25 protein-coding genes and 1 pseudogene are annotated in these 22,612 nt (G+C 36.9%); 6 read left to right on the top strand and 20 right to left on the bottom strand.

Annotation, left to right across the window (positions count from 1 at the left end):
* Positions 1 to 76 precede the first annotated feature (76 nt).
* Positions 77 to 1,765 carry an AAA family ATPase gene (locus tag OU989_RS12490; protein WP_274793367.1) on the bottom strand — a complete coding sequence of 563 codons (1,689 nt, stop codon included), beginning with the start codon at positions 1,763 to 1,765 and terminating at the stop codon, positions 77 to 79.
* Between the two features lie 93 nt (positions 1,766 to 1,858).
* Here OU989_RS12490 and OU989_RS12495 point away from each other — a divergent pair, with 93 nt between their 5' ends.
* Positions 1,859 to 2,293 (top strand): hypothetical protein, encoded by a 435-nt coding sequence (locus OU989_RS12495; protein WP_274793368.1) that lies wholly within the window; start codon positions 1,859 to 1,861, stop codon positions 2,291 to 2,293.
* A gap of 28 nt (positions 2,294 to 2,321) precedes the next feature.
* On the opposite strand, the gene OU989_RS12500 is transcribed toward OU989_RS12495, so the two are convergent.
* From OU989_RS12500 to OU989_RS12515, 4 genes are all read right to left on the bottom strand, one after another.
* A complete protein-coding gene (locus OU989_RS12500; RefSeq protein ID WP_274797340.1) occupies positions 2,322 to 3,290 on the bottom strand; it encodes a helix-turn-helix transcriptional regulator in 969 nt (322 codons plus the stop codon).
* 200 nt (positions 3,291 to 3,490) lie between these two features.
* Positions 3,491 to 3,805, bottom strand: a complete 315-nt coding sequence (locus OU989_RS12505; protein WP_274793369.1) for a YbjQ family protein — start codon at positions 3,803 to 3,805, stop codon at positions 3,491 to 3,493.
* Between the two features lie 2 nt (positions 3,806 to 3,807).
* Positions 3,808 to 4,296, bottom strand: coding sequence for a nucleoside 2-deoxyribosyltransferase (locus OU989_RS12510; RefSeq protein ID WP_274793370.1), 489 nt, complete (start codon positions 4,294 to 4,296; stop codon positions 3,808 to 3,810).
* A gap of 12 nt (positions 4,297 to 4,308) precedes the next feature.
* A complete protein-coding gene (locus OU989_RS12515; RefSeq protein ID WP_274793371.1) occupies positions 4,309 to 4,740 on the bottom strand; it encodes a GNAT family N-acetyltransferase in 432 nt (143 codons plus the stop codon).
* Between the two features lie 183 nt (positions 4,741 to 4,923).
* Between OU989_RS12515 and OU989_RS12520 the strand changes: the two genes are divergently transcribed.
* Together OU989_RS12520 and OU989_RS12525 are read left to right on the top strand one after the other, a co-directional pair.
* A complete protein-coding gene (locus OU989_RS12520) occupies positions 4,924 to 6,096 on the top strand; it encodes an immunity 26/phosphotriesterase HocA family protein (RefSeq protein ID WP_274793372.1) in 1,173 nt (390 codons plus the stop codon).
* 112 nt (positions 6,097 to 6,208) lie between these two features.
* Positions 6,209 to 7,243, top strand: a pseudogene (locus OU989_RS12525) (YdcF family protein).
* A gap of 45 nt (positions 7,244 to 7,288) precedes the next feature.
* On the opposite strand, the gene OU989_RS12530 reads toward OU989_RS12525, so the two are convergent.
* The 8 genes from OU989_RS12530 to OU989_RS12565 form a co-directional block, all read right to left on the bottom strand.
* Entirely contained in the window at positions 7,289 to 7,756 is a 468-nt protein-coding gene (locus tag OU989_RS12530) for a hypothetical protein (protein WP_274793373.1), read from the bottom strand.
* 5 nt (positions 7,757 to 7,761) lie between these two features.
* Positions 7,762 to 8,244 carry a DUF4259 domain-containing protein gene (locus tag OU989_RS12535; RefSeq protein ID WP_274793374.1) on the bottom strand — a complete coding sequence of 161 codons (483 nt, stop codon included), beginning with the start codon at positions 8,242 to 8,244 and terminating at the stop codon, positions 7,762 to 7,764.
* A gap of 28 nt (positions 8,245 to 8,272) precedes the next feature.
* Positions 8,273 to 9,100, bottom strand: a complete 828-nt coding sequence (locus tag OU989_RS12540) for a metallophosphoesterase (RefSeq protein ID WP_274793375.1) — start codon at positions 9,098 to 9,100, stop codon at positions 8,273 to 8,275.
* A gap of 17 nt (positions 9,101 to 9,117) precedes the next feature.
* Positions 9,118 to 9,918: a hypothetical protein gene (locus OU989_RS12545; RefSeq protein WP_274793376.1), complete on the bottom strand. Its 801-nt coding sequence runs from the start codon at positions 9,916 to 9,918 to the stop codon at positions 9,118 to 9,120.
* Between the two features lie 20 nt (positions 9,919 to 9,938).
* Positions 9,939 to 10,637: a DUF4274 domain-containing protein gene (locus tag OU989_RS12550; protein WP_274793377.1), complete on the bottom strand. Its 699-nt coding sequence runs from the start codon at positions 10,635 to 10,637 to the stop codon at positions 9,939 to 9,941.
* A gap of 18 nt (positions 10,638 to 10,655) precedes the next feature.
* Positions 10,656 to 12,311: a DUF6138 family protein gene (locus tag OU989_RS12555; RefSeq protein ID WP_274793378.1), complete on the bottom strand. Its 1,656-nt coding sequence runs from the start codon at positions 12,309 to 12,311 to the stop codon at positions 10,656 to 10,658.
* 67 nt (positions 12,312 to 12,378) lie between these two features.
* Entirely contained in the window at positions 12,379 to 13,440 is a 1,062-nt protein-coding gene (locus tag OU989_RS12560; RefSeq protein ID WP_274793379.1) for a suppressor of fused domain protein, read from the bottom strand.
* 260 nt (positions 13,441 to 13,700) lie between these two features.
* Positions 13,701 to 14,249: a hypothetical protein gene (locus OU989_RS12565; RefSeq protein ID WP_274793380.1), complete on the bottom strand. Its 549-nt coding sequence runs from the start codon at positions 14,247 to 14,249 to the stop codon at positions 13,701 to 13,703.
* A 420-nt stretch (positions 14,250 to 14,669) separates the two neighbouring features.
* Here OU989_RS12565 and OU989_RS12570 point away from each other — a divergent pair, with 420 nt between their 5' ends.
* Positions 14,670 to 15,179: a hypothetical protein gene (locus OU989_RS12570; protein WP_274793381.1), complete on the top strand. Its 510-nt coding sequence runs from the start codon at positions 14,670 to 14,672 to the stop codon at positions 15,177 to 15,179.
* A gap of 103 nt (positions 15,180 to 15,282) precedes the next feature.
* On the opposite strand, the gene OU989_RS12575 is transcribed toward OU989_RS12570, so the two are convergent.
* The 3 genes from OU989_RS12575 to OU989_RS12585 all read right to left on the bottom strand — a co-directional run bounded on the left by OU989_RS12575 (position 15,283) and on the right by OU989_RS12585 (position 17,310).
* The gene (locus OU989_RS12575) at positions 15,283 to 15,801 is read right to left on the bottom strand and encodes a GNAT family N-acetyltransferase (protein WP_274793382.1); all 519 of its coding nucleotides are present in this window, start codon (positions 15,799 to 15,801) and stop codon (positions 15,283 to 15,285) included.
* 580 nt (positions 15,802 to 16,381) lie between these two features.
* Positions 16,382 to 16,984 carry a CPBP family intramembrane glutamic endopeptidase gene (locus tag OU989_RS12580; protein WP_274793383.1) on the bottom strand — a complete coding sequence of 201 codons (603 nt, stop codon included), beginning with the start codon at positions 16,982 to 16,984 and terminating at the stop codon, positions 16,382 to 16,384.
* Positions 16,985 to 17,148: 164 nt separating this feature from the next.
* Positions 17,149 to 17,310: a hypothetical protein gene (locus OU989_RS12585; protein WP_274793384.1), complete on the bottom strand. Its 162-nt coding sequence runs from the start codon at positions 17,308 to 17,310 to the stop codon at positions 17,149 to 17,151.
* Between the two features lie 88 nt (positions 17,311 to 17,398).
* Here OU989_RS12585 and OU989_RS12590 point away from each other — a divergent pair, with 88 nt between their 5' ends.
* Positions 17,399 to 18,400, top strand: coding sequence for an SDR family oxidoreductase (locus OU989_RS12590; protein WP_274793385.1), 1,002 nt, complete (start codon positions 17,399 to 17,401; stop codon positions 18,398 to 18,400).
* Between the two features lie 2 nt (positions 18,401 to 18,402).
* Here the strand turns inward: OU989_RS12590 and OU989_RS12595 are convergent, their stop codons facing one another.
* On the bottom strand, positions 18,403 to 19,284 hold the full coding sequence (locus OU989_RS12595; RefSeq protein ID WP_274793386.1) for a LysR family transcriptional regulator: 882 nt from the start codon (positions 19,282 to 19,284) through the stop codon (positions 18,403 to 18,405).
* Positions 19,285 to 19,420: 136 nt separating this feature from the next.
* Between OU989_RS12595 and OU989_RS12600 the strand changes: the two genes are divergently transcribed.
* A complete protein-coding gene (locus tag OU989_RS12600) occupies positions 19,421 to 20,179 on the top strand; it encodes an SDR family NAD(P)-dependent oxidoreductase (protein WP_274793387.1) in 759 nt (252 codons plus the stop codon).
* 227 nt (positions 20,180 to 20,406) lie between these two features.
* On the opposite strand, the gene OU989_RS12605 is transcribed toward OU989_RS12600, so the two are convergent.
* The 3 genes from OU989_RS12605 to OU989_RS12615 all read right to left on the bottom strand — a co-directional run bounded on the left by OU989_RS12605 (position 20,407) and on the right by OU989_RS12615 (position 22,416).
* Entirely contained in the window at positions 20,407 to 21,249 is an 843-nt protein-coding gene (locus tag OU989_RS12605; protein WP_274793388.1) for an MBL fold metallo-hydrolase, read from the bottom strand.
* 188 nt (positions 21,250 to 21,437) lie between these two features.
* Complete coding sequence (locus OU989_RS12610; RefSeq protein ID WP_274793389.1) at positions 21,438 to 22,007, bottom strand: GNAT family N-acetyltransferase; 570 nt, start codon at positions 22,005 to 22,007, stop codon at positions 21,438 to 21,440.
* A gap of 109 nt (positions 22,008 to 22,116) precedes the next feature.
* Positions 22,117 to 22,416 (bottom strand): CD3324 family protein, encoded by a 300-nt coding sequence (locus tag OU989_RS12615; protein WP_274793390.1) that lies wholly within the window; start codon positions 22,414 to 22,416, stop codon positions 22,117 to 22,119.
* Positions 22,417 to 22,612: the final 196 nt, after the last annotated feature.

Genomic DNA, 22,612 nt, shown 5'->3' on the forward strand with positions numbered 1-22,612 from the left:
CGTCATGACACGCGGTAAAATACATGCACACACTAAAATAATTGCAATTAGCTTTTTCATTCTTCTACTCCTTGCTTTAAAAAGTATTATCAAATAAATTTTCTGAAATACCTTGTATAATATCTTGCTCCTCAAAGGTCATCAGTTCTTCCTTTGTAATCATTGCTTGCTGTATCAATCGATTGGATTGGATCGTTACTAGTTTTTCAAACAAGTTTCGGATATAACGTCCATTAGAAAAATTAGGAATCGTTTCAATAGGTATTTGGTGGAGTTGAGCTTTCATACGCTGGGCAAATGCTGCCCCAAATTGGTAATCATTTGTTTGACAAAGCATAGCAAAAATATCATAGAGCTCATCCGTACTAAAATTATCAAACTGCACAAAATGATTAAAGCGTGATTTAAAGCCTGGATTTGATTGTAAAAATTCCTCCATAAGCGCTGTGTAGCCAGCAACAATAATGACTAAGTCATCTCGTAAATCCTCCATAGCTTTTAATAAACTATCAATTGCTTCCTTACCAAATGCATCCTGTTTATCATTAATCAATGAATAAGCCTCATCAATAAACAAGACACCCCCCTTTGCTTTATTGACGACCTCCTGAACCTTTAGGGCTGTCTGTCCAACATATCCTGCAACTAACCCTGCACGGTCTGTTTCAACAAAATGTCCACTCGATAATACGCCTAAATGCTTATAAATTTGCCCAATAATACGTGCCACTGTTGTTTTGCCTGTGCCTGGATTACCTGTGAAAACAAGGTGGTAGGTAATAGGAAAGCTTGTTAAACCATGGTCTACACGTAAGCTTTGAATTTTAATAAAGTTAATTAAATTATGTAATTCTTTCTTTGCATTTGGAAGACCTACAAGACCATCCAATTGCTTTTGAAGTTTGTTAATTTCCTGTTCAATTTCGGGCGTAATACGTAATCGTTCGTCATTTATAAATTCTCCGCTATAAATAATTTTGCCCTCTTCATTATAATAATCGCCTCGTCCATGTTTTTTCCCCTGCACAAGATCTCCAATATAAGAAGCCTGTCCATTATCATAATAAAGCGTTCCATGACCCGTCATTGCATCCTCTTTAAAATGTCCTTCCGCTTCCAGTACACCTTCTCTAGAATAGACCTTTCCTTTGCCATGCTTCAGATCCTCAAAGAAATAACCTTCATAATAGAGTGTAGTCACTCCACGGTCAAGCTCCTCTCCTGTTGGAGACTCTGCAGGATAATATAATTTCCCAGCTCCCTGCATATGATGCCAAATAAAATCACCCTCGTACTGTAAAAATCCGGTCGGATAATATTGCTTGCCTTTTCCTTTTTTCATACCATGGACAAAATCACCCTCATATTGTGGTTGATTTAAATGTGGATACATTGATCGTAGTTCTTGATACGGTGCAATTACATCTTCTTCATAATATAAAATGCCATAGCCATCCATTAAATCATTACGAAAATGGCCTTCATAATGAATTTGACCATCTTTATACAAAATACCATTACCTTGTTTTTTATTTTGAATAAATTCACCTTGATAAATGAGTTGTCCTTTTAAATACATGATGCCATTGCCTTGCTTCATATGATTGATGAATTCACCCTCGTATAATGGTTGGCCTTCTTGATCAAATAGTGTGCCTTTGCCATCATAAATATCGTGACCAAAATCGTTTTTTTTGACGCCACCTCGATACATGATTGTACCATCTGGATAAAATAATTCTTTTTCTTCATAATTATATGTCATTTGATTGCCTTCCTTTATCATTTCAGTATATGCTCAATTATAGCGTGGAAAAGAATACATATGTGTGAATTTTTAGAATTTAAGGAGACGAGCATGAAAAAACGATACAAACTACTACTAGGCATTTTACTCCCACTACTTATTCTGTATATCTCGACAATGCTGTTAACAAGGGACACAGATTTTACAACAGAGGTAACAGAGCGTCTCGATCTAGAGGAAATTCATGAAATTGAAATTATTCGTTCTTCAGATGAAAAAACAATCACTTTGACAGATACAGCCAAAATCAATCAGATGATGGAGCCATTTAAAGACCTGCCGTTAAAAAAAATATGGTTTGCTAAATCCGATTTCAAGGAAGCTTATTGGATAACTTTATCAACTAATAATGACAGAGAAATTGGCTTACGTTTAGATGATGACAAGCATTTATTTGTTTATTTATATGAAGAAAACTACATGAAAGATTACAAACTTACCCAGGATTTTGATATGACATTCATTGAGCAGCATTTTCAGAAATAGAAAAACCCGTGCACTTAAGCACGGGTTTTCAAATACAACGATAATTTTGCTGTATAGCTTGGATTGTTGCAATAATCTCTTCTCTTAGCTCAATTGGCTCTAATACCTCGATAGTCGCACCTTGACTCAGCAGCCACATTTTGATGCCTATTCCAAATACCTCTGCCTCGAAAAAGTATTCGCTATCGTTTTGTGAAAGTAATTTAGCTGAGGGTAATCGATTGAAGATGGTCTTAGGTGATTTTCCTTTGTAGAGAAATCGAATAGGTAAAAGTTCACCCGCATCCATAAACGGCTTGCGCTTGTGAAGTTCTTCCACTTGAAAATGGTCAGTAAATGGCTTGTAAAATTTATTCGTTAGTTCACGACTATCTTGAATGTGATCCATTCGATAGGCAATGGGTACATCCTTTTTGGAATGATAGTCATAAGCAATTAAGTAAAAGTCATACTCTGAAAAGATAATAGTAAGAGGCTGTAACATTATTTCCGTTGGGGTTATGTCATCCTCATGAAGATAATCGATTTGAATGATTATTTTTTTGGATATGGCTTCTGAAATACGCCAAATTAGTGGAATGAGAGATTGTTTACGATATGTATCTACATCAAAATGATTTTCATTTAAAACCATTTGTTCCCGTTTATTTGCCTGCACATTGGAAGCAAGCTTTTCAATAATAGTACTCAACTCTGATTTTACAAGCGCCTTAGATGCTATCAAAATTTTAATAATCGTCAATACTTGCTCTTTCGATAAACGGTTGTTATTTGTATGGATTAGCTTGTACACCTTTTCTGAACGCGCATATTGCAAATGGCAATCGAGCTTCGCCTTGGCAATATATGCTCGTATTTGATCGATGTCTCGTTGTATGGTTTTTTCACCAACCTGATGTGTTAATGCTTCCTGCTTCTTGTTGATCCCATGGCCATCCATTAGTCGATTAAACATCGACAGAACCCGATAGCCTTTGCTTTGCTGTGAATCCACCATATATCCCACTCTTTCTTCCTTCTATCAATTCTAGATATTTCTATATCTTATTGGTACTATACGCCTCCTACAATAAAACACCATTCAAAGAACGAAATAAACGTTATTCTTGACATAATTAACTAAAATTTTACAATTAATTAGCTAATAATAGCTATAAAAAAGGACTTTAATAAAATGCATTAAAGTCCTCACACCCATTATCTTAATTTTACAGCTGTTCCGTACACTAACACTTCTGATGTACCATCCATGACAGATGAAGTTGCATAACGAACCCCAACTATTGCATTTGCGCCCAATTGTCGTGCTTCCTCCTCCATGGCTTGTGTGGCGATTTCACGAGAACGAACGAGCATTTCAGCATATTCTTTCATCTCGCCACCCACAATATTACGAAGTCCAGCTATCATGTCACGACCAATGTTTCGGGATTGAACAGAATTTCCTTTCACTAAGCCTAATGTTTCGATAATGTCTTTGCCTGCGACAATATCTGATGTAGCTAATAACATGATTATGCCTCCTTGTTTGACAATTTTTGTACTGCTTCCACCGTCTCTTGAATGGAAGATGTAATGATTCCATTACGTTTAATTAAACCAATAACAAATAAATTACGGTAAACAAACTGATTTTCTAGTCCATCTCGGACAAGTGCCTCGATTTTTTTCATATTATCTCGCCCTTGCTGACGAACATCTGTCAGTACACCAACAATAGGACGATTGAGCATAGCAAACGCACCAATTTCAGCGGCTACCCCTGAGTCAATTTCAACCCCATCTAATACAGCGATTAATACATCACTCTTTTCTAACATCTCTAAATCAGCTTGCGCAATTGCCAAACTATCTGCATAGGCAGACTTATCATTAATGGCATCGTTCTCCTGTGGTACGTATAAAGCGATGCCTGGCACTGCCTCACGAATAGCTGCAGCTAGCTGCTCGTTGACTAAACGATCTCCTAACGAAAATAATCCATTTGCTAAATATGCTTTCATGTTTCGAACTCCTTAAAGTGGTTTTTCTAATATAATTTTATGTCTGCCTTTCTCGTCAACAAATGTGGACACGATATCAAACCCATGTTTGAGGTTGGCGATAAGCATTGCTTTGAATGCATTTCTGCCATATGTACGAACTTTCTGAAAGCCTAATGTTTTGATATGTGCGTGCTGTTGTTTCATTAATTCACTTGCAATCCCCAGCCCTCGTTTCGTTTCATGAACGCCACCCAACCAACTATAAAATACATTATCTGGATGTGGATAGCCTAGTTTAAAGCCAATTAAAGTGTCATTTTCAACTGCTAATAGACAAAGAAGACCTTCTTTCTTTTCTAGCTTTTCGAGTGGCAAATAATCGCCGTCAAAGACATGCGCATGGACTTCCTGTAGTTGCTCCAACCAAGCATAGGGTATGCCTTCCGTCATCACAATATGCATGTTCATCACCTCTGTCTATCATTATAGCAGTTCTATAGCCTGAAGAAAAAGGTGATCATCTAATCCAAAAGCAATCATGATCATTGCACAAAAGTAACTATTTTCGGCTTGAGCTATTTTCGACACCTATCTAATTCAGTATACTTGACGAAAATAGGAAACGATAGGTAGGAGGAAGTTTAGTTGACACCATTTACTAGTTGGTTAACCAATTCATTGCGCCCTTATTTCGGCCTTGACACCCTAGAAGAACACTGGGACATATTTCAAATTAGAGAGGATTATTTTATTTTCCTCGAAGGAGATGTCATTAAAAAAAGAATTTTCGTTAATGAGCATAGCTACCAAGAAGCAGATGTCGACATTTCAACACGTAATCGTGAAGTCATTGTCCCTCAAACCGCACGTGGAAAAGAAAAGAAATTGAATTACACAAATATTTCTGCAGTGAAAGCTACAGGCGTTGTTTTTTCGGCTGGTTTAGGCAATCAAAATCATCCATCTAGCTATATTACGGCTCGTAATACCAAAACATATTATCAGTTACCACTAACAGGCTTTGAGCATTTAACGACTAAATCAGCTCTATTGAATTGGCTTCAGCAATTTCCATCCCTACTTCCTGTAGATTACCCTGACAAGCTAGCTAAGCTAACAAAGATGAAAAGTTTACGCTATAAGACTGTGCCAGGCGATATTTTTCGTGTAGAAATTGATTTATTTGAAGATGGCTATGTGCTTGTAATCGGTGATTTACGTCAAATGCAGAAAGATCATTTATTTGCAGAGGATAGTATTTGGCATAATGTTATGACGATGCCTTTATTTGTCCGTCCCTACTTGTTGACAACGACAGAGCGCTCGCCTTCTCTTGAGGAAATCCAATCCGCTCCATTGGCCGCCCAAACCTATATTGTTATGGACGATCATTTTATGCGTGGGTGCTATGAAAAGGTGGGTCACAAAATGCTAATAGAATCAGATATTGTCTTCCCAATGGGATATGGCGTGACACTAGACTATGGTAAAGAGCCTCGATATCGTCTTTCCTGGGGCTCAGGAACAATTAGCAAACCTGCACCTTTAACCTCATTTCAAACAGCTAGTCGTTTTACCAATCATGGCGTCTATGCAGGCGTAGCAAGTGATTGGTTGAAGCCAGAAGAAGGAATTGTAGAGGAGTCACTAGATCACCTTGACTATCGCGAGGAACGACAACAGGCGTTAGCTGAATTCGGCTTGCCGGAAGACATCACTTATGATGATTTTAATCGCCAAACTGGTGGATTGACGCGCGAGAAATATATTCATTATGTCAATAAAATGTATAGTCGCAGTCGCTCTCACAAAAAATAGAGGGAGTATGCTCATGCTCTCTCTATTTTTTATTGATGGTTGATTTCATCCAATAATTACTTATAATATAAAGATATCATTAACCCACTCCATCACTAGAGGTGCTTTTTTTATGTATTTTGGCATTATACCACTTATTTTTTTCATCATTTTTCTTATATCATATTTAAAAGACCCGAGAAAAATGATCAACGGACTATTATTTAATGTATTTATCTGCTCATTTCTATTATTCTGCGTCATTCTATCTTTAGCATCTGACCATTACTTTATAAGGCTCATTGTCATTATTCCATTAATTGCCTTATTCATCTTAATTCCTTTTGGCATTGTTGCTTTAATGTTTGGTTTATTTTTAAATGCAAGAGTATTAATGTAGCGAGAGGGCAGGCGTTTAGCTAATTCTTTAACTTTGCTTGTGGCTATAGGCATTTTACTTTTTATGCTATTACCGATTATTAGTCCTGCTAGCTTGTTTTCAAGTCATCTTCAACCGATATTTGGAGCGATCTCACTGATTACGTTTTATTTCTTTATCCACCTATCCAATTTTTTATCAGCCTATTTTCTCTATCAATTCAATCGACCACGATTAAATCAGGATTTTATCATCGTGTTAGGTAGTGGGCTAATCAATGATAAAGTACCACCGCTGTTAGCAAGTAGAATTCAAAAAGCGATCGATTTTTATCATAAGCAGGCAGCTGTTTCCACACCACCGACCATCATTTTATCTGGTGGACAAGGGCCTGATGAAAATCTTCCAGAGGCTGAGGCGATGCAACGTTATGCCATTGAAAAGGGAATACCTATCGAGCATACATTACAAGAAAATCGCTCTGTTAATACTTATCAAAATATGCTGTTTTCGAAGCAACTCATGGATGAAATAACACAAGGTAAAGCTTACAATAGCATTTTTACAACAAATAATTTTCACCTATTTCGTGCGGGTATTTATGCAAGACTTGCTGGCTTAAACAGTCAAGGCATTGGCTCAAAGACGGCCTTTTATTACTGGCCAAACGCTATGATTCGTGAATATGTTGCAATTGTAGTTATGGAGCGAAAGCGTCATATGAAATTAATTGCACCTATTCTCGGTATTGCCATCATTTTATCTGTTGTTAGTTATTTCATCCTATAACGTAGTACTGATTCGTGCACTTTTTAAGGTGTCACGGATCTTTTTTTACACCAAGTACTGTTTTATTTGTTGCTCATAGACCGTCTCATAGTAATATTTGCGAGGATAGCACTCCTTTTGGAGTACCTGATAAAGGATGGATTGACCTTCCTCGTAACGAATGGAAAAATCGCAATGATCATATAGTTCTCGTGACAACTGTTTGATTATACGAACATCTTTTACAGTCACCCTCCAGCCGAACTGAATTAGATCCTGTTGATCAAGTGGATCACGATACGTATCAAGCACAATACAGGCATGTGGCAGATGCTTATTGGTAAATACTAAAACATCCCCTGTATGGATGGATTGATCAAAAAAACGTTCGTAAATCTCTTTTATAGGCACTTGGATATCCAGCACATCCATAATTTCCTGAAAAGTTGGGTGAGGGATATAGTCATCATTTGTTTCATCTGGATATTCAACTAATTCCAAAATGGAAGCCATTATCCAAAAATCATAGGTCATTTCATTCACTTCCATTTTTCCATTGATGCTAAATGGCTAATTTCTTGTTCCATTCTCTCAATAAGATTGGCAAGGTTGGCTTGCCATTCAGGCCAACTTTGGGATTCAGACCATAATTCAACAAGCTCTCTACTCCCATGTTGGTCAGGAACATCGTCTTTAATATCTTTTAAATATCTTAAAATAAATGTCAAAGAGCTTTTATCTGCCGTCATGTGTATGTTTGGATCATTGCTGTCTTTACCGTAAAATTGACCAGTATTGAGATAGTGGATGTAGAATTCCGCTAGTGCCATTGCACTCATATCATAGAAAAAATCGATATCTTCAAAGGTCTCCCCGAAAAAGCCTTGATTTTTCATTGCCTGGATACTATTCCTTAATAGTAACTGTTTTGATTCATTGTGTTGGTTGATAAAATCCTGTAAAAAGCCCACAACATCTAATCCTTCATCACTTTCCAACGCTTTATAACCCCAAGTCCCCATTTCATGCTCCTCCCTTTCTTAACTTCCTTTAATCTAATGAAGCTTTCGTAAAAATAAAAGCTCGGCCATCTGTATTTAAAATTTGCAACCCATTATCACACTCTACCATCTCCGTATCCCAATGAACGTGTCCACAGCAAACAATTAAATTAGAAGCTTGCTGTAGCTCATTCCAAATACTTGCGTTTCCAGGTTGCCTATGTAGCCTCACTTCAGGACTTTCATGTAGCAATAAAATTGCAGGGTTTTGCCTTAATAACTGACGTAAATGGGTTAAATAATCAGCTTCGCTCATACGATTCGATTTATCAGCCCTACCAATAACTCCCCCTAATGCTGCAATCGTCATTTCACCGCAGTGCAGCTTGCCAGCCTTAGGGAAAAAATGAATACCTGCTGTAGCGCCCAATATAGCTCTTGCCTCACATGAGAAAACATCATGATTCCCCGCAATACCCGCCACAACACCAAATTTACTATGGAAAGCTTGCCATACCGACAATGGATTGCCACTGGACCCCCTCTTTAACGGATCTACATACAAATCTCCACATAAGCAAACCACCACTTTGGATGGATTTAAATCAGAAAAGTGCGTTTCAAACAATTGTGCTAATGTATCAGCAAGCCCTTCTCCCAGCAATTTTTGCTCGTGGTCAATAACTCCCTGTAAATCAGAGGTAACGACCAACGCATCTAGCTCCTTAGGTAGGCCCACCATCTCTCCCCAATAAATAGGAAGCACTTTATAGGCTATGCCTTTTCCATTAGGGGCGGCTGTTTGGTATGGTAGTCTCTTTAATGGTTCCTTTGCAATATCGACAATTTTAATTGAACGATGGACTGGTTTCTTCATCCGTGAACGCTCCTTTCTTACAGATAGGAGCCAAAGTAGAACTTCAACTTTTCTTGTGAATAGCCGTCTTGCCCCCTCCAAGTAGCCATTGACATGAAATCTGTTCCTCGTCCTCGCTCCTTCCGAAAGTCATTCTTTGATACAAGTATTCCTGCATAGCCCCATATTTCCATGACAACATCTCGTTCATATTGATTGGACTTAAAAACATCTTTCCACCGTTTCTCAAGCTGTCTAGCTGCATCCGTGTCTTGACAGGATCCAATCGCCTCTACCATCTTTTTCAAAATGGCTACATCTTCCTCGCAAACAGTAAATGCCTGTTGTTCTTTCACTAAGCATTCTAAATCCAGCAAACAATACAATAGCCAATTTAGACGAATACCTCCCCACTTGATTCGTTCAAAATTCAGCACATTTAAGTCTTCATTTACATACAATTCTTTTGGCATTATTTTTTGTTCATTACAGTAGCCACACGCACTATAGGCTACCGAAGCTACAGGTCGTTCGTGATAGGCATGATTCGGTAGATCATAGGTAAGGGCCCAGCTAGATAGGGCACTGCGCAAATGAACTTTGCGAGTTGACAAACTATGCAAAAATGCTTGGATCACCAGTTCTTTTGTTAAGACTTCATCATGGAGTTGTCTGAGCCTTTCTATACATTCATCATGGGATATCGTTAAGCGATCAAACATCAAACCTTTATCTTTCGCATACTGAAAGTCTTCAACTGTATAGGTAGCCCCTTCAGCTCTCCATCTACCCGATTGCCAATAGGTTTGCATTAAAATTTTCTTGGCTTTTTGATCCATTATAAATCCCCTTATCTCTGTCATGAATAATCTATTTGTGCTGCTAATTTTTCGGCCATCTCTTTCCATGGACGTTTCCACTGTGAACCCGCAATTTCTTCCTCTGTTTGTTCTAGCCAATAATCACCTTCCATTAGCTCAAACATCTCCATTAATGTAATAGGAGCACAAATTGGATTGGTCATTGCCGCGAGCATAGGCTCTGGTCCATCATCCCAGTTATAGCTAATAACAATGGCGTGTAAAATGATAGCCGACGATATCTTACTAATGCGGCTGCACATCATTTCAATAGATTCCTCATATAAAATGGCGTTCACCTGTTGCTGTTCTTCTTCGCTCAAAGTCAGTCTAATTGTGCCAGGAGTATCCAGCAATAAATCTGCTATCCCTTTATGCTCTCTTGCCGCATACCAAGCCGTTGCCCTAATCCCTTCTGAAGCGTTTAACGCTACACCCCTAGTAAGTAGGTAGGAAATAACATCTCTTTGCTTAAACTTCACCGCTTTTTTCAGCGCACTATCTCCTAGCTTATCTTGAGCTTCTAAGTCTATGTTTTCTGTTAGTAGAAGCTTAATACCTTCAAGTGGCATACGATGGGTAATAAACAGCATTAACGGTGTTCTTCCCCGCTCATCGCGTTCATTTACATCAAGCTTGGTCACAGCCTCTAATACCCTCTCAAGGTCTTTAGATTTACTAACCTCTAGCCAATCCATTTCGATTACCTCCATTATTTAATTCATCCATTGTAATATTCTATCTAGCTCCTTACTCGATGTTTCTTCTTGCTTCCTACGCTGGGCTAGCTTCTTTGGATTACCAAATAGTCGGTATAACACAACTTCTCGCTCGTAGTCCTTCTTATTTTCTAACTCTTGCACAAGAGCCCCAAGTAAGTTTGGCTGCCACATATCAATGCCTTTTAGTGGCTTAGCCGATTCATTCGAACCCATTAATATGGCTACCAAAACAGGCATTAGCTCTACTGAGAGGCCATGAGCTTCTATAAAGGCCTCTGCATAACCATCTTGCACAGACTGATGCTCTATATCAACGAGCGCCATGTAGGTTTGGATAAGCGAGAAATAGGCATCACTAGAAAGGCCTAATCCAAATACTGCATAGGTGCCCGGCATTGCTGATTTTTCACTTGGCTCCACATCCTGATACCAAGCAAATTCTTCCATAGCTACTTGTGCATAGTCCGCTATTAAAGGGAAAAGGGTAGGAAATGCTAGGCAATTGGCAAAAAACTGATGAAGCTTTGATTTAGCCAATTTTTTTATAGGAAGATAATTTTTTACTTTAGACTTCAATGACAACTTGTAGCCTTTAGGAAAGCCTTCCTTTAGAAGATCAATGATATAATGAAGTGCTTCTCGATAAGCCGCTTCCTCTTCTGCTATGATTCGTATATCAATTGTTTGCAATATATCATTCGCTTGTCCTTGAAAAACATCGCGCTTTCGCGTGCTTTCAAAACGACCGCTCCCTGTTTGCAAATAATCAACTGCCTGCTGAGAGCCGAGCTGCTTGGCAAGCTCAAGGTATTTTAGGCAAGTAGCAGGCTCTTTCTGACCTATTTTTAACGCCACATACAGGAAAAAATCTATATGTTCCTGCTCAAGTTGTGGAGGGCGATCAGTAGTTTTAAGCACCCACTCTTTAATATACTCTCCTGTTTGTTCAAAATAGTGCGTTAAAAAATGCTCCTCTGCCCACTGCTTAAATGCTGAAGTATAATAATAAATCCATTTATCTAAACGTTCTTTGTTGGCAAGATGCTTCTCTTGTAGTCGACGAATTAGTGGTTCGATTTCATCAGCTACTGGATGAAAAAAATGCGGATTGACCAAATATTGTGCGAAGAAAAATTCATCATTATCACTTGGACGCACAGGTAGCTTAGCCATCACTTTTGTTTCAATAAATGTTGTCAGCGCTTCTTTTGTCAACTCTAGTTTGCGATTATTCAACAGCTTCTCTTGATAATGGAACACCGTATTATCCTGTTCGAATTCAAGCACGATTTGAAAGTGGTAATCAAAAAATCGAGGGCCGTATTGTTCTGATAGAAAAATCGTTTCCACTTTTGTACATAATGCCGTAAAAAGTTCTACTATATAGCTTTTTTCTGTAAACTCTTGTATGTATGGACCCGACTCCACCTTATAGGCACTATCACTCCAACTAAAGGGCTCATAGACATCAATAAAAATAGTACCGTTAGGCGTTTTTCCTTTTTTCCAAGTAACTTTTAAATAATTAAAAATGCCTGCTTGTAGTCGACTTTGACCTTTCAATGAACGTATTCTCTTACTTTCTTGTTGATAAATGGACGTAAGCTGCTCCCATACATCTGCTAGAAAATGTTCTACACATTGCTCCAAACATACAACCTCCTTTTCCATGCTTAGCGAAAAATCTCCCGCTAAAAAGCCTAGCGAGAGATCCACCTTATCCGATTGTTTTCACAACCGCTCCTTCTTGATTTTTAATATGCGTTTTCAAAATTTGAAAGCTCACTCCTGCTAACGTAGATATAGTAAATTGGCCTTCTTGCGGCACAAGATTTTGACTTAGTTCCTCCACCGCGTCCTTGTTTAATGTTATGGTAATTTCCTGTTCAGTCTCATGATAGCCCACCTGATCATCCGCTTTAAAAAGGATTGTAGTTTGTTGACCAACTAAGCTAAGATTCTTATTTTTTAATAGACGTCCTCGTAATAATTTACTTATAACCTCCGCTTGCTTGGCTCCTAGTTGCATAATATTGGATTGTTTATGAAACCAACCCTTTTTCCCCTCTTCCCAAGCGAGTTGATCGACAAAAAGAAAGCCTGTATTGGACCCCTCTTCCTCTATTCCTCGCTCAACTGCCTCTTGTACTTTGGGATTTTGTAGTAGAGAAGGTCGTGTTAAATCAGTAATATAGCTTGGTATTTGCTCAATCCCCGCCTCTAACACCCCTAATGTATTCCATGTCTGCATCGCTTCAAGCTCATCCTCTGAAATACCAACCATTTGAATAAACTCCATCTTGCCATTAGGTGTATCCATTTCTGCAAGCTCTGGGTCATGTGTAAAGGCCAGTGCGGTTAATTGCGTATCAGAATCAAGACAAATAGGACCATTGGCATCCAAATAATCGCCTTTTCTAAAAACATTGCCACTATTAAAAACATATCTGCCCATATTTTGAAGTAAGTTTAAGGCCCAAGCAGGTGGCTCCTCCTCGTCCTCGTGACGCACTAATCGAAATGTCAATTCAAATCCATACCCACTGTATTCCTTATTTTCCAATTCCTTTTCATATAATTCCGAGAATCCATATGTAACAAAATGCCAATGTGGAATGGGTGATTCACTTTTATAGGCACTTATCCCATCTAAAGGGTCTTGTCCGCCTAGTGAATAAGGGATCATCGTTCCATAATGCATAGGCTCCTGGTCGCCATATACTTTTGCTAAGGCCTGATCAATTGCATCCCATCCAACTGCTGTTACTTCTTCGCTCATTTCTAAGTCCTCCTTAGGTGATCATTCAATCGTTGCACATACATACCTAATAGTTATAATACCAATTTTATGGTAGCTCTTTTAACAGGAATAGGACTCATTTTCTGTTTTTCAGTACCTAGGTTTATTTTCATTCGGAACAAGGTAAATATGACTAATGACAGTAAACAGGCTATCTTTTCGTACTAAACAAAAAGATAGCCTGAGTATTATGCAATTTTCAACGTATTGAATAACATGGTGAAAAGAAAACGGATGACTTAGCCATACATCATGGCAGGCTCACGTACAGCATGTAAATAGTCTGCTAGTTTCCCTGCGTATACTTTTTCTAAATACGGTAATTGTGCTAGGCAATGAGGCGTCATTAATGCTGGATTTTGGACTATCTTTAAACCGCCCACTTTTAATAGCGTCGCTACAAATTGGGAACAAAAATAAGCACGCTCACGTCTCACTTCCTTTTGCATCACTACCCCAAAAAGACCGATAAAATTATATTTATAGCGATCTCGATTCCAATACATATATCGAACAATTTTCATCATCTCTAAATATTGATAATGAGATATCCGACAACGATAAATAACACAATCAGCGGATTCAAATAGTCCTCTTTCCGCATCCTCTCGTAAAAAACCTCCACTTAATGGATTATTTAATTGTCTTCTACCAAAGCTATACATTTCAAATAGCCCCTCATCAAAGGCTATGGATGCATGATTCATCTCTTTGCCTGTATACATGCCAATTGCTTTCGATAATAATGTGCCTGTTTTGGTTAATACTATGTAAATCGTATGTGCCATATCTTCACCTACTCCAATGTTCTCTCCTACTACCAATACGTTTTAAATCTTCAAATGGTTTCGTGAATTTCCTTTTTTTATAAGTATACACAGCTAATCTTAAATTTTTCCTTAGTAGAACCTGAAGATTTCCTTAAGATTTCACTTTATGAGGGTGTATTTACAATGTAACAGATCCCTTAAACTCAACGTTTCTACGATGCTTATTTTTCTACTACCTTTATTTATATGTATGTATTTGTATTCTTATGTGAGGTACATTTGGGTGCAGATACTTTTTTTCTGGGGTACTTGTGGTGCAAAAAACGGCTAATAGATAACTACTTATTAGTTTATATGAGTGATTATTTATGCCAATCCACACTTACAAAATTAAACATTTTTGATATAATTTTACCGAAGGCCGGAAAGGAGGAAAATATGAGGAAACGACTCTTCATAACAATTAGTGTTCTTGCCGTCGTAATTGGCTTAATGGTATGGGATGTGTACGAAAATAAAGAGTTAAAAAAACATGAAGCCATTGCTAAAGCTGAATTTGAAAAAATTTATACAGTAGCAGATATTTTTGAAGATGCCATTTTAAATAAAAAACCAACTTCTTTAAACATCCTTATAATTGAATCAGAACCGCTAAATCCTGAAAGAGTAAATGTCACAAACGAAAAACAACAAAAACAAATTATGGATGCGATAAACAACTTGCAAGTACAAAAAACACTCGGTGCAACTCCTTATGAAGATATGGATTATTCTATTAACATCGAATCAAATAAAGGCTATGGATTGCACGTATCCGAAAAGAAAAAACAAATTGCATTTCTAGATTTAGATAACGATTCAACTAAAACAGAAAATAAATTTCTTTATGAATACAAGATTCTAAAAGGTGCTAATGAATTTTTCAATGCTTTAAAGGATATTCAATAACACAATATACAAGCAGGTTTCAGCTCAGACTATCGCCAAAAGGAATCGACAAGAAATATCGATTCCTTTTTGTTATGAAATGGTACCAATTTTTATTCCTCACCTATAAGTTCTTTTGAAATAAAGTATGCCCATCTCCAATGCCGACTTGTTCAAAACCATTGCTACGATAAAAATCATTTAATTTATTATTTTTCTCTACGCAATCCAATCGTAACGTATTTTTTCCTTCCTTTTTAAGATACTGTTCAAGCCATTGTAATAATTCTTTTCCTAAACCAGAGCCCATATTAGAACGAGATACAGCTAATCGATGAAGATAGACGGCTTCATCATTTACATGTCCCCAAGTATGTTTGTCCCAAGAGCTCGGTGTGTCATACAGCGTAAATGTTGCTACAATCTCTTCATGTCGTTTAACAATAAAAGTGTCCTTATTACTGATCGCCTGCCTTATTTCATCATCTTCTCCTCCAGCAGCTAAAAATCCCCATTGATCGATTTCTTGTTCCTTTAGCCATTTTGCTACATCCTTTAAAAGATGAACTATTTGGTCTGCTTCTTTACTCGTTGCAAAGGTCACTTCATAATCCGCCAATAAAGAACCTACGTTATTTGACATGTTCTATTCCCCTATCTTTCAATATTTTGATAACCGCAAAAATGAATATAACTGTTTAATACGACTCCTTTTTATTAATATCCTTCCTTTTTACATATAAGATCTCTTTCCCCTAGAAGTTTCACATTTTTTACCGTTAATAATTTTTTTCAATCTCTCATTATCTCGTATAAAAAAACCCATAATAGCTAACAATAACTATACTTCTGTTTGCCTATTTTTAAATTTTTGGCTTCTACTTCTTCCACGACAATCAAAATAATGCCTTCCAATAGGTCTTTTACTAGTGAATCGACAATTTAACATACATTACAAATAGAGGTGCTTGCATTGACTACATTCGGAAAATGTTTATATATCGTGTTCTTTGTAACACTGTTTTTATTTACAACGATTTATGATCATCTCACTCATGGGGATTGGGCCTTACTTGAAAATTTTTTCTTTTCTTTTTGGGTAGCAACTTTTTTATTCATGACGTTACTACTTAGAAGTAAAAAAGGTGAAGCAGAAAAAGGTTAGTTCATTTTAAAAGCTCAACAAACATAACCCCGTTCTCATTTGAGAATGGGGTTAGTTGTCAGTTGGATTTTTTAACACGTAAAACATTATATTTAAATAAAAGTGTTATCCCTAAGTTCATCAGAAAATGGACGATAATGGGGACCAAAATATTGTATGTATTAAAATAAAGCCAGCTAAACGTCAGACTTGGAATACTAATATTCAGGAGCATGATTGGCTTTTTAAAGTATTGAACATGAATGGCTAAAAACAAGCATGTAGTGATGAGTATGGCCATCCACTGATGATCCAGCCAAATGTAAAGAACATTTTGGATAATTCCTCTGAACAGAAGCTCTTCAAACACAGCACCTAACAACATAAAGGCGAAAATCTCGTGTAATGAATACATTTGATAACTCTTATTTGTATCATCAATATCATTCGAGGGTACAACATACGTTAAAATCACGCCATATAAGACTAAAGCAAAGGAAGCAATGATGACATACATAAGTAATTGAGCAGGATGATTAAATGTTAAGTATTGCTCAATGTTAACTACCTCGTACACGATTAACATAAACATAATAGCTAAACAAATGAATGAAAAGGAGGTAAACACTACAATAGCATCTTTCGGGTTAGCTTCCTTTTTTATGATTTTTTTATTTTCCATATAAAACCTTCTCTTCTTTTTTTCTATTGCTATCCTAGCAAAATCCATGAAATTTAATCTCAGGATCTCCTTATTTCAACTATTTTTTCTAATAAAAAAGGAAAAAAAGCCTACTTTAAAAAGAGTTCGGCATAACACCGAACTCAATCTACAGTTGCATCATACTATACTATTGGATAATACGGCTCGTAAATGGGTTGACTATAATAAGGTGGTCTAACACCAATGGTCGGTGTGAGCCAAGTATAATTCAAATAATGAATGTTTAATGAGTATGCTTCGTTTTCTAATAACCGCATAACCTCTGGAAAAAATTCAATTTCCATTTGACACTCCCCCTGTTGCATTCATAGCTATTTTCTATGCTTTAACATAAAAAGGTAAGCATTCATAGTATATGATGAAAAGGAGGGATTGGTTATCAACAATCCAAATGACTGGAATTCAAAAGACTACGAGGAATTAGTACAACAAATTCAATTTTATCAACAATGGTTTGAGGACAATAAAAAAGACGATCCGTACCCACACTATCCTATTTATGGTAAAATCACACAATACAAAGAGGTGCCTCTAACACAACCCGAACAAAGACAATTACGCCAGCCTGGTCTAGAAAGCTTAATGGTACCAAAGCCTATCATTGAAAACCCTCATTATAAAGGGAGTGGCAAGTTAAAGGGGAAAGTTGCTCTTATTACTGGGGGTGATAGTGGGATGGGCGCAGCCGCTGCCATTGCCTTTGCAAAGGAAGAAGCGGATATCGCCATTGCTTATTTAGATGAGCATGAGGATGCTAATAGAACGAAAAAAAGAATTGAGGAACTAGGCAAAAAATGTTTGCTACTTCCTGGGGATCTACGTCATAAAAAACAATGTGTTGACATTGTTTTAGAAACGATTAACACTTTTGGCCGTTTAGATATTTTATGTAATCATGTCGGTATTCAATTTCAGCAAAATGATCTTACAGACATCACAGATGAACAATTTGATGAAACTTTTAAGCTTAACGTCTATTCTCATTTCTATACGACAAGAGCAGCCCTTCCCTATTTAAAAGCAGGAAGCTCTATTATTGGTACTGCTTCCGTTGTGGCTTATGCAGGTGAACCTTTATTAATTGATTACACGGCTACAAAAGCAGCTATTGTTGGCTGGACTCGCTCCTTGGCAAAAAGCGTTGCTAATAAGCAAATTCGCGTAAACGCGATAGCCCCAGGCCGTATTTGGACACCACTTATTCCTTCCAGTTTCTCTTCAGATGAAAACGCCCTACATGGGACTAATTTATTTAACCGTATGGCTCAGCCTTTTGAGGTGGCTCCTACATTTGTCTATTTAGCATCGGATGATTCTAGGCACGTTACAGGGCAAGTATTACATGTAGATGGTGGTGAATCGACCCAATCTTAATTCTATTTCTTATCACTTAAAAAGGTGATCGCGAAATCACGAAAACTATTGACAACAAATGAACTCTTTCTATTTTTATTCCAAGCAATGCCTACCGTTTGAAAGCATTCAGGATCTGAAATTTTCAATATCTTGGCATTATCTAAATACTGATCTAAAAAAGAATTTTTAAAAATAAAAGAGATGCCTTTTCCTTCATTCACTAATTGTAAAATGATTGACAAATCTTCTCCTTCAAATGCAATTTGCGGAGTAAAACCTGCCTTTTCAAATAGTTGGTTTTCTGTTGCTCTGAAATTTTGCTCTGTTTCGGATAAAATAAACAGCTCATCCTTGGTCTCAATTAGTGAAACACTTTCTTTTACAGCAAGAGGATGATTTTTTGGAACAACTAAAAAAATCTCTTCTGTAAATAGTGGAACCCATTCTATTCTTCGATCAGCAATCGGATTGATGACAATCATTAAATCTATTTCACCATAAATTAATTTTTGTTGGGCTAATTTATCTGGTAATACATATTGACGGATTTTAACATTCGGGCGCTTTTTATAAAAATTAAAAAACAATTTGGGTAATAGTTTTGAATTCATGACATTAATGGCGACACTATCTTCTCTAATATTAGCTAGCTCTTGAATCTCTGTCTTTGCCTCATATAAATCATCTAGCGCTTTTTCCGCCTTCTCATAAAACATTCGGCCGTATTCATTTAAGCGAATCGATTTCCCTTTTCGATCAAAGAGTGGTACGCCAATATCTTCTTCTAAACGCGCAATCGTTTTGCTTAAGGAAGACTGCGAAATTTCTAGTTCCAAAGCTGCTTTTGACATATGCTCTAAGCGGGCTACCATTAAAAAATATTCTATTTGTGTTAGTTGCATTTTTTGTCCTCCCTTCTCATGCTTATTACTATAAAGGAATAAGCTCATTCTTACAAAATTATTGAATACAATTTTTAAGGAACGCTATACTACACATGTTAACAAGAAGCTCTTTAAATAATAGGAGGCAGGAAATATGAACTTACAAGATTTCGAAGGTCGTGTTGTTTTAATAACTGGAGCAGCTACTGGTATTGGTCGTGCTACAGCACTTGCTTTTGCTCGCCGAGGTGCGAAAGTAGCCATTGGAGATGTCGATGATCGTGCACAAGAAACGGTTGAGCTAATCCAACAAGAAGGTGGAGAAGCTGTATTTTTTAAAACGGATGTAACAAACGCTGATCAATTGAAATTATTAGTACAACAAACAGTAGAAAAATTTGGTGGACTCCATCACGCTTTCAACAATGCAGGTGTTTTAAATAAGCCAGCCAAATTCGTTGATATTGAAGAAGAGGCTTTTGATAAAGTAATGGCAGTGGATGTTAAAGGTGTATTTTTTGCTGTAAAACATGAGCTTGAATACATGATCAAAAATGGTGGTGGTACAATTGTAAACACTGCATCTGTAGCAGGTTTAATTGCCGATCCAAATATGGCCCCATACGTTACTGCCAAACATGCAGTTACTGGCTTAACGAAAGCGGCCGCTATTGACCATGCAGAAGATGGTATCCGTGTAAATGCTGTAGCACCGGGATTAACAGAAACACCAATGACACAAATGTGGAAAGATAGTCCTGAAGTATGGAACGAGGTTGTTTCTAATGTGCCAATGCGTCGCTCTGCTAAACCAGAAGAGATTGCTGAAGTAGTTGTCTTCCTTTCTTCAGATGCTGCAAGCTTCTGTAACGGTTATGTATACGGAGTAGATGGCGGGCAAGTTGCTCACTAAGTACCATTCTCTACTTTAATAAGTAAACAGTGTGGGTAGTTTTTACCCCACTGTTTTTTCCTGTTCCTATCTATTACTTCTAGCTTTTAATCTATATTTCAATTGCTTTTCAATTTATTTACAGTGGTTATGTTAATTACTATACAAACATACATTAATGGCGGGATAGCACCTTTAACATCGCCCCCAAGATGTTTTTGTACTGTGCTATCCCGCCCTTTTTACAGCTAATTGAGGTACTTACCGTGATTAGGTAAAGCAATTTGGTCAAAATCATCCACAAGATTCTGAAGATTTTCTGTCAATTCTTCTCCTTCCATTGCTAAACCATGTCCTGTAATGGCAACAGAAGGTCTTAATTCCTTTAATTTTTTCACTGACTCATAAGCTGCTTGCCAATCCGTTGTCAAATATCTAGGTGGACCACTAATTTCTTTTGTCTGGGTCAATACTTTATAGAGAGATTCTTGTTTCACCGTTACAAAGGCATCTCCAACAATTAATGCACCATCTTCGCTTCTAAATAAAGAAATATGTCCTGGTGAATGCCCTGGCGTATGAATCCAATGGAATCCTGGCATATGGGGGACAGAACCATCTGAAGGAAGAGCACTCACGTTACTCCCTAATTGAATTGATTCATGCGGAAAAATAGGTGACATTTTAGCAATCAAACCACCGTTAACTGTAGAATCAGGTTGTGGATAATTTTGTTCTCCCGTTACATAGGGTAATTCCAAAGAATGCACATAGACAGGGACATTCCAATGTTTGATTAATTCAATAATGGCTCCCACATGATCAAAATGACCGTGAGTCAATATAATGGCCTTGGGACGAGCATTGGCTCCAAAACGATTTTCCGCTACAGCAATGATTTCTTCCGCACTTTTCGGCATACCTGCATCTATTAACACAAATTCATTGGCATTTTGACCGTACAGCACAATATTGACGATCTGTATTGTATATTGATATAAATCAGGTCGTACTTCTACGCCAATACCGCTCCCTACAGATGTCGCCGGTATAAATTTATAATCATAACCGTAATGTAAATCCTTGTCCATTTCCAAACCTACTTTCGCTTCATATTTTATCAAGACAAACCTATTTTTCCTTTCTTCAGTTAAATTAATGCATGCAAATATTGTGATTACTATATGTATAAAAACAGCCATCCTTTTAAGTTGGCTGTTCTTTAGTACAAAATTAAAATTTTCTCTATTATAGAAGTAGTCATTTACTTATTTTCGTATTACCTTTTGGAGAATTCCGAATTTAATAAAGAATAGATGAACATATCTCTACATTCCCCCGTAACACTATGACATTCATATTGTCGTAAAAAACCCTCTTCCTTAAAATTAAATTTTGCTAGTAACGTCCTTGAAGCTATGTTTTCTGCGGCGACAGTTGCCTGTATCCTCACTAAACCTAATTGATTAAATCCAATAGACAATACTTCATTCACCGCTTCAGTCATAATGCCCCTATGCCAATATGATTCTGATAATTCGTACCCTATTTCAGCACGCTTGCCTTCAAAATTACTTAAAAAAATGGTACCTATCACTTCATCTGTGATGTTGTCAGCAATGGCAAAACGAATAATCCAGCCCTTTTCATAGCCTTCATTCCATATTTTAATAACCTCATAACTTTTTTCTAAGCTCTCAGGCCCATTCCAATCTAGATAACAATAAACATTTTCATTTGAATAATAATTGTATAAGGCTGGTGCATCTTCATGTTTTAACTGCCTTAATCGCATATGTTCAGTTTGAATGGTTGGAAATGAGTTTCCCAATAATTTAGTAAATTTCATATTTCTCTCCCTTTTCACGAATAATAGATAGCCTTATTTAAGAATATCTGAATATCATCACGGATCATACCTCATCGATATTTCATAAAAAAAAATAAGCCACTGCAATTTAAAATCGCAATGACTGATTGTTTAATGCCCTTCTTTTTTCTTTTAAAATAATTCTTTGAATACTCTTACGTGATAAATAATATTTTTCACCTAGCGTCTCACTATCCATTCCTGCTAAAAAATCATGATAAATACTGGCGTTTCTCAAATCCAGTTCCGTTCTTGTGGTCGTATTAGTTCCCCAGTTCTTTTTATGTTCTTCTTTCCTTGGAATATAAATATATTCACCATCCACATACTCTTGAATTAATGCTAACAATTCGGCAGGTAAAATATGCTTTGCTTTTTTATAGCTCATATTGCACTCCTAAATGTATAGATTGTTTTTAGGAAGAGCAAAGGCTATTGTCATTCATTTTTTTGCAATAGCCTTTGCTATGCAAACTTTGTATATTTTCTCAAGAAAAATCCCCCTTTTTTCTAATTATATGCATAATATACCATATACACCAAAATACCAATAGTCTTCCATTGGCTGTTAATATAATTAGAAG

Source organism: Lysinibacillus irui (assembly GCF_028877475.1).
GTDB classification, from domain to species: Bacteria; Bacillota; Bacilli; order Bacillales_A; family Planococcaceae; genus Lysinibacillus; species Lysinibacillus irui.

Bases quoted from the DNA above. Each gene is read 5' to 3' on its own strand.
- OU989_RS12490 (WP_274793367.1), bottom strand. From the start codon at position 1,765: ATGACATATAATTATGAAGAAAAAGAATTATTTTATCCAGATGGTACA.
- OU989_RS12495 (WP_274793368.1), top strand. From the start codon at position 1,859: ATGAAAAAACGATACAAACTACTACTAGGCATTTTACTCCCACTACTT.
- OU989_RS12500 (WP_274797340.1), bottom strand. From the start codon at position 3,290: ATGGTGGATTCACAGCAAAGCAAAGGCTATCGGGTTCTGTCGATGTTT.
- OU989_RS12505 (WP_274793369.1), bottom strand. From the start codon at position 3,805: ATGTTATTAGCTACATCAGATATTGTCGCAGGCAAAGACATTATCGAA.
- OU989_RS12510 (WP_274793370.1), bottom strand. From the start codon at position 4,296: ATGAAAGCATATTTAGCAAATGGATTATTTTCGTTAGGAGATCGTTTA.
- OU989_RS12515 (WP_274793371.1), bottom strand. From the start codon at position 4,740: ATGCATATTGTGATGACGGAAGGCATACCCTATGCTTGGTTGGAGCAA.
- OU989_RS12530 (WP_274793373.1), bottom strand. From the start codon at position 7,756: ATGACCTATGATTTTTGGATAATGGCTTCCATTTTGGAATTAGTTGAA.
- OU989_RS12535 (WP_274793374.1), bottom strand. From the start codon at position 8,244: ATGGGGACTTGGGGTTATAAAGCGTTGGAAAGTGATGAAGGATTAGAT.
- OU989_RS12540 (WP_274793375.1), bottom strand. From the start codon at position 9,100: ATGAAGAAACCAGTCCATCGTTCAATTAAAATTGTCGATATTGCAAAG.
- OU989_RS12545 (WP_274793376.1), bottom strand. From the start codon at position 9,918: ATGGATCAAAAAGCCAAGAAAATTTTAATGCAAACCTATTGGCAATCG.
- OU989_RS12550 (WP_274793377.1), bottom strand. From the start codon at position 10,637: ATGGATTGGCTAGAGGTTAGTAAATCTAAAGACCTTGAGAGGGTATTA.
- OU989_RS12560 (WP_274793379.1), bottom strand. From the start codon at position 13,440: ATGAGCGAAGAAGTAACAGCAGTTGGATGGGATGCAATTGATCAGGCC.
- OU989_RS12565 (WP_274793380.1), bottom strand. From the start codon at position 14,249: ATGGCACATACGATTTACATAGTATTAACCAAAACAGGCACATTATTA.
- OU989_RS12570 (WP_274793381.1), top strand. From the start codon at position 14,670: ATGAGGAAACGACTCTTCATAACAATTAGTGTTCTTGCCGTCGTAATT.
- OU989_RS12575 (WP_274793382.1), bottom strand. From the start codon at position 15,801: ATGTCAAATAACGTAGGTTCTTTATTGGCGGATTATGAAGTGACCTTT.
- OU989_RS12580 (WP_274793383.1), bottom strand. From the start codon at position 16,984: ATGGAAAATAAAAAAATCATAAAAAAGGAAGCTAACCCGAAAGATGCT.
- OU989_RS12585 (WP_274793384.1), bottom strand. From the start codon at position 17,310: ATGGAAATTGAATTTTTTCCAGAGGTTATGCGGTTATTAGAAAACGAA.
- OU989_RS12595 (WP_274793386.1), bottom strand. From the start codon at position 19,284: ATGCAACTAACACAAATAGAATATTTTTTAATGGTAGCCCGCTTAGAG.
- OU989_RS12600 (WP_274793387.1), top strand. From the start codon at position 19,421: ATGAACTTACAAGATTTCGAAGGTCGTGTTGTTTTAATAACTGGAGCA.
- OU989_RS12605 (WP_274793388.1), bottom strand. From the start codon at position 21,249: ATGGACAAGGATTTACATTACGGTTATGATTATAAATTTATACCGGCG.
- OU989_RS12610 (WP_274793389.1), bottom strand. From the start codon at position 22,007: ATGAAATTTACTAAATTATTGGGAAACTCATTTCCAACCATTCAAACT.
- OU989_RS12615 (WP_274793390.1), bottom strand. From the start codon at position 22,416: ATGAGCTATAAAAAAGCAAAGCATATTTTACCTGCCGAATTGTTAGCA.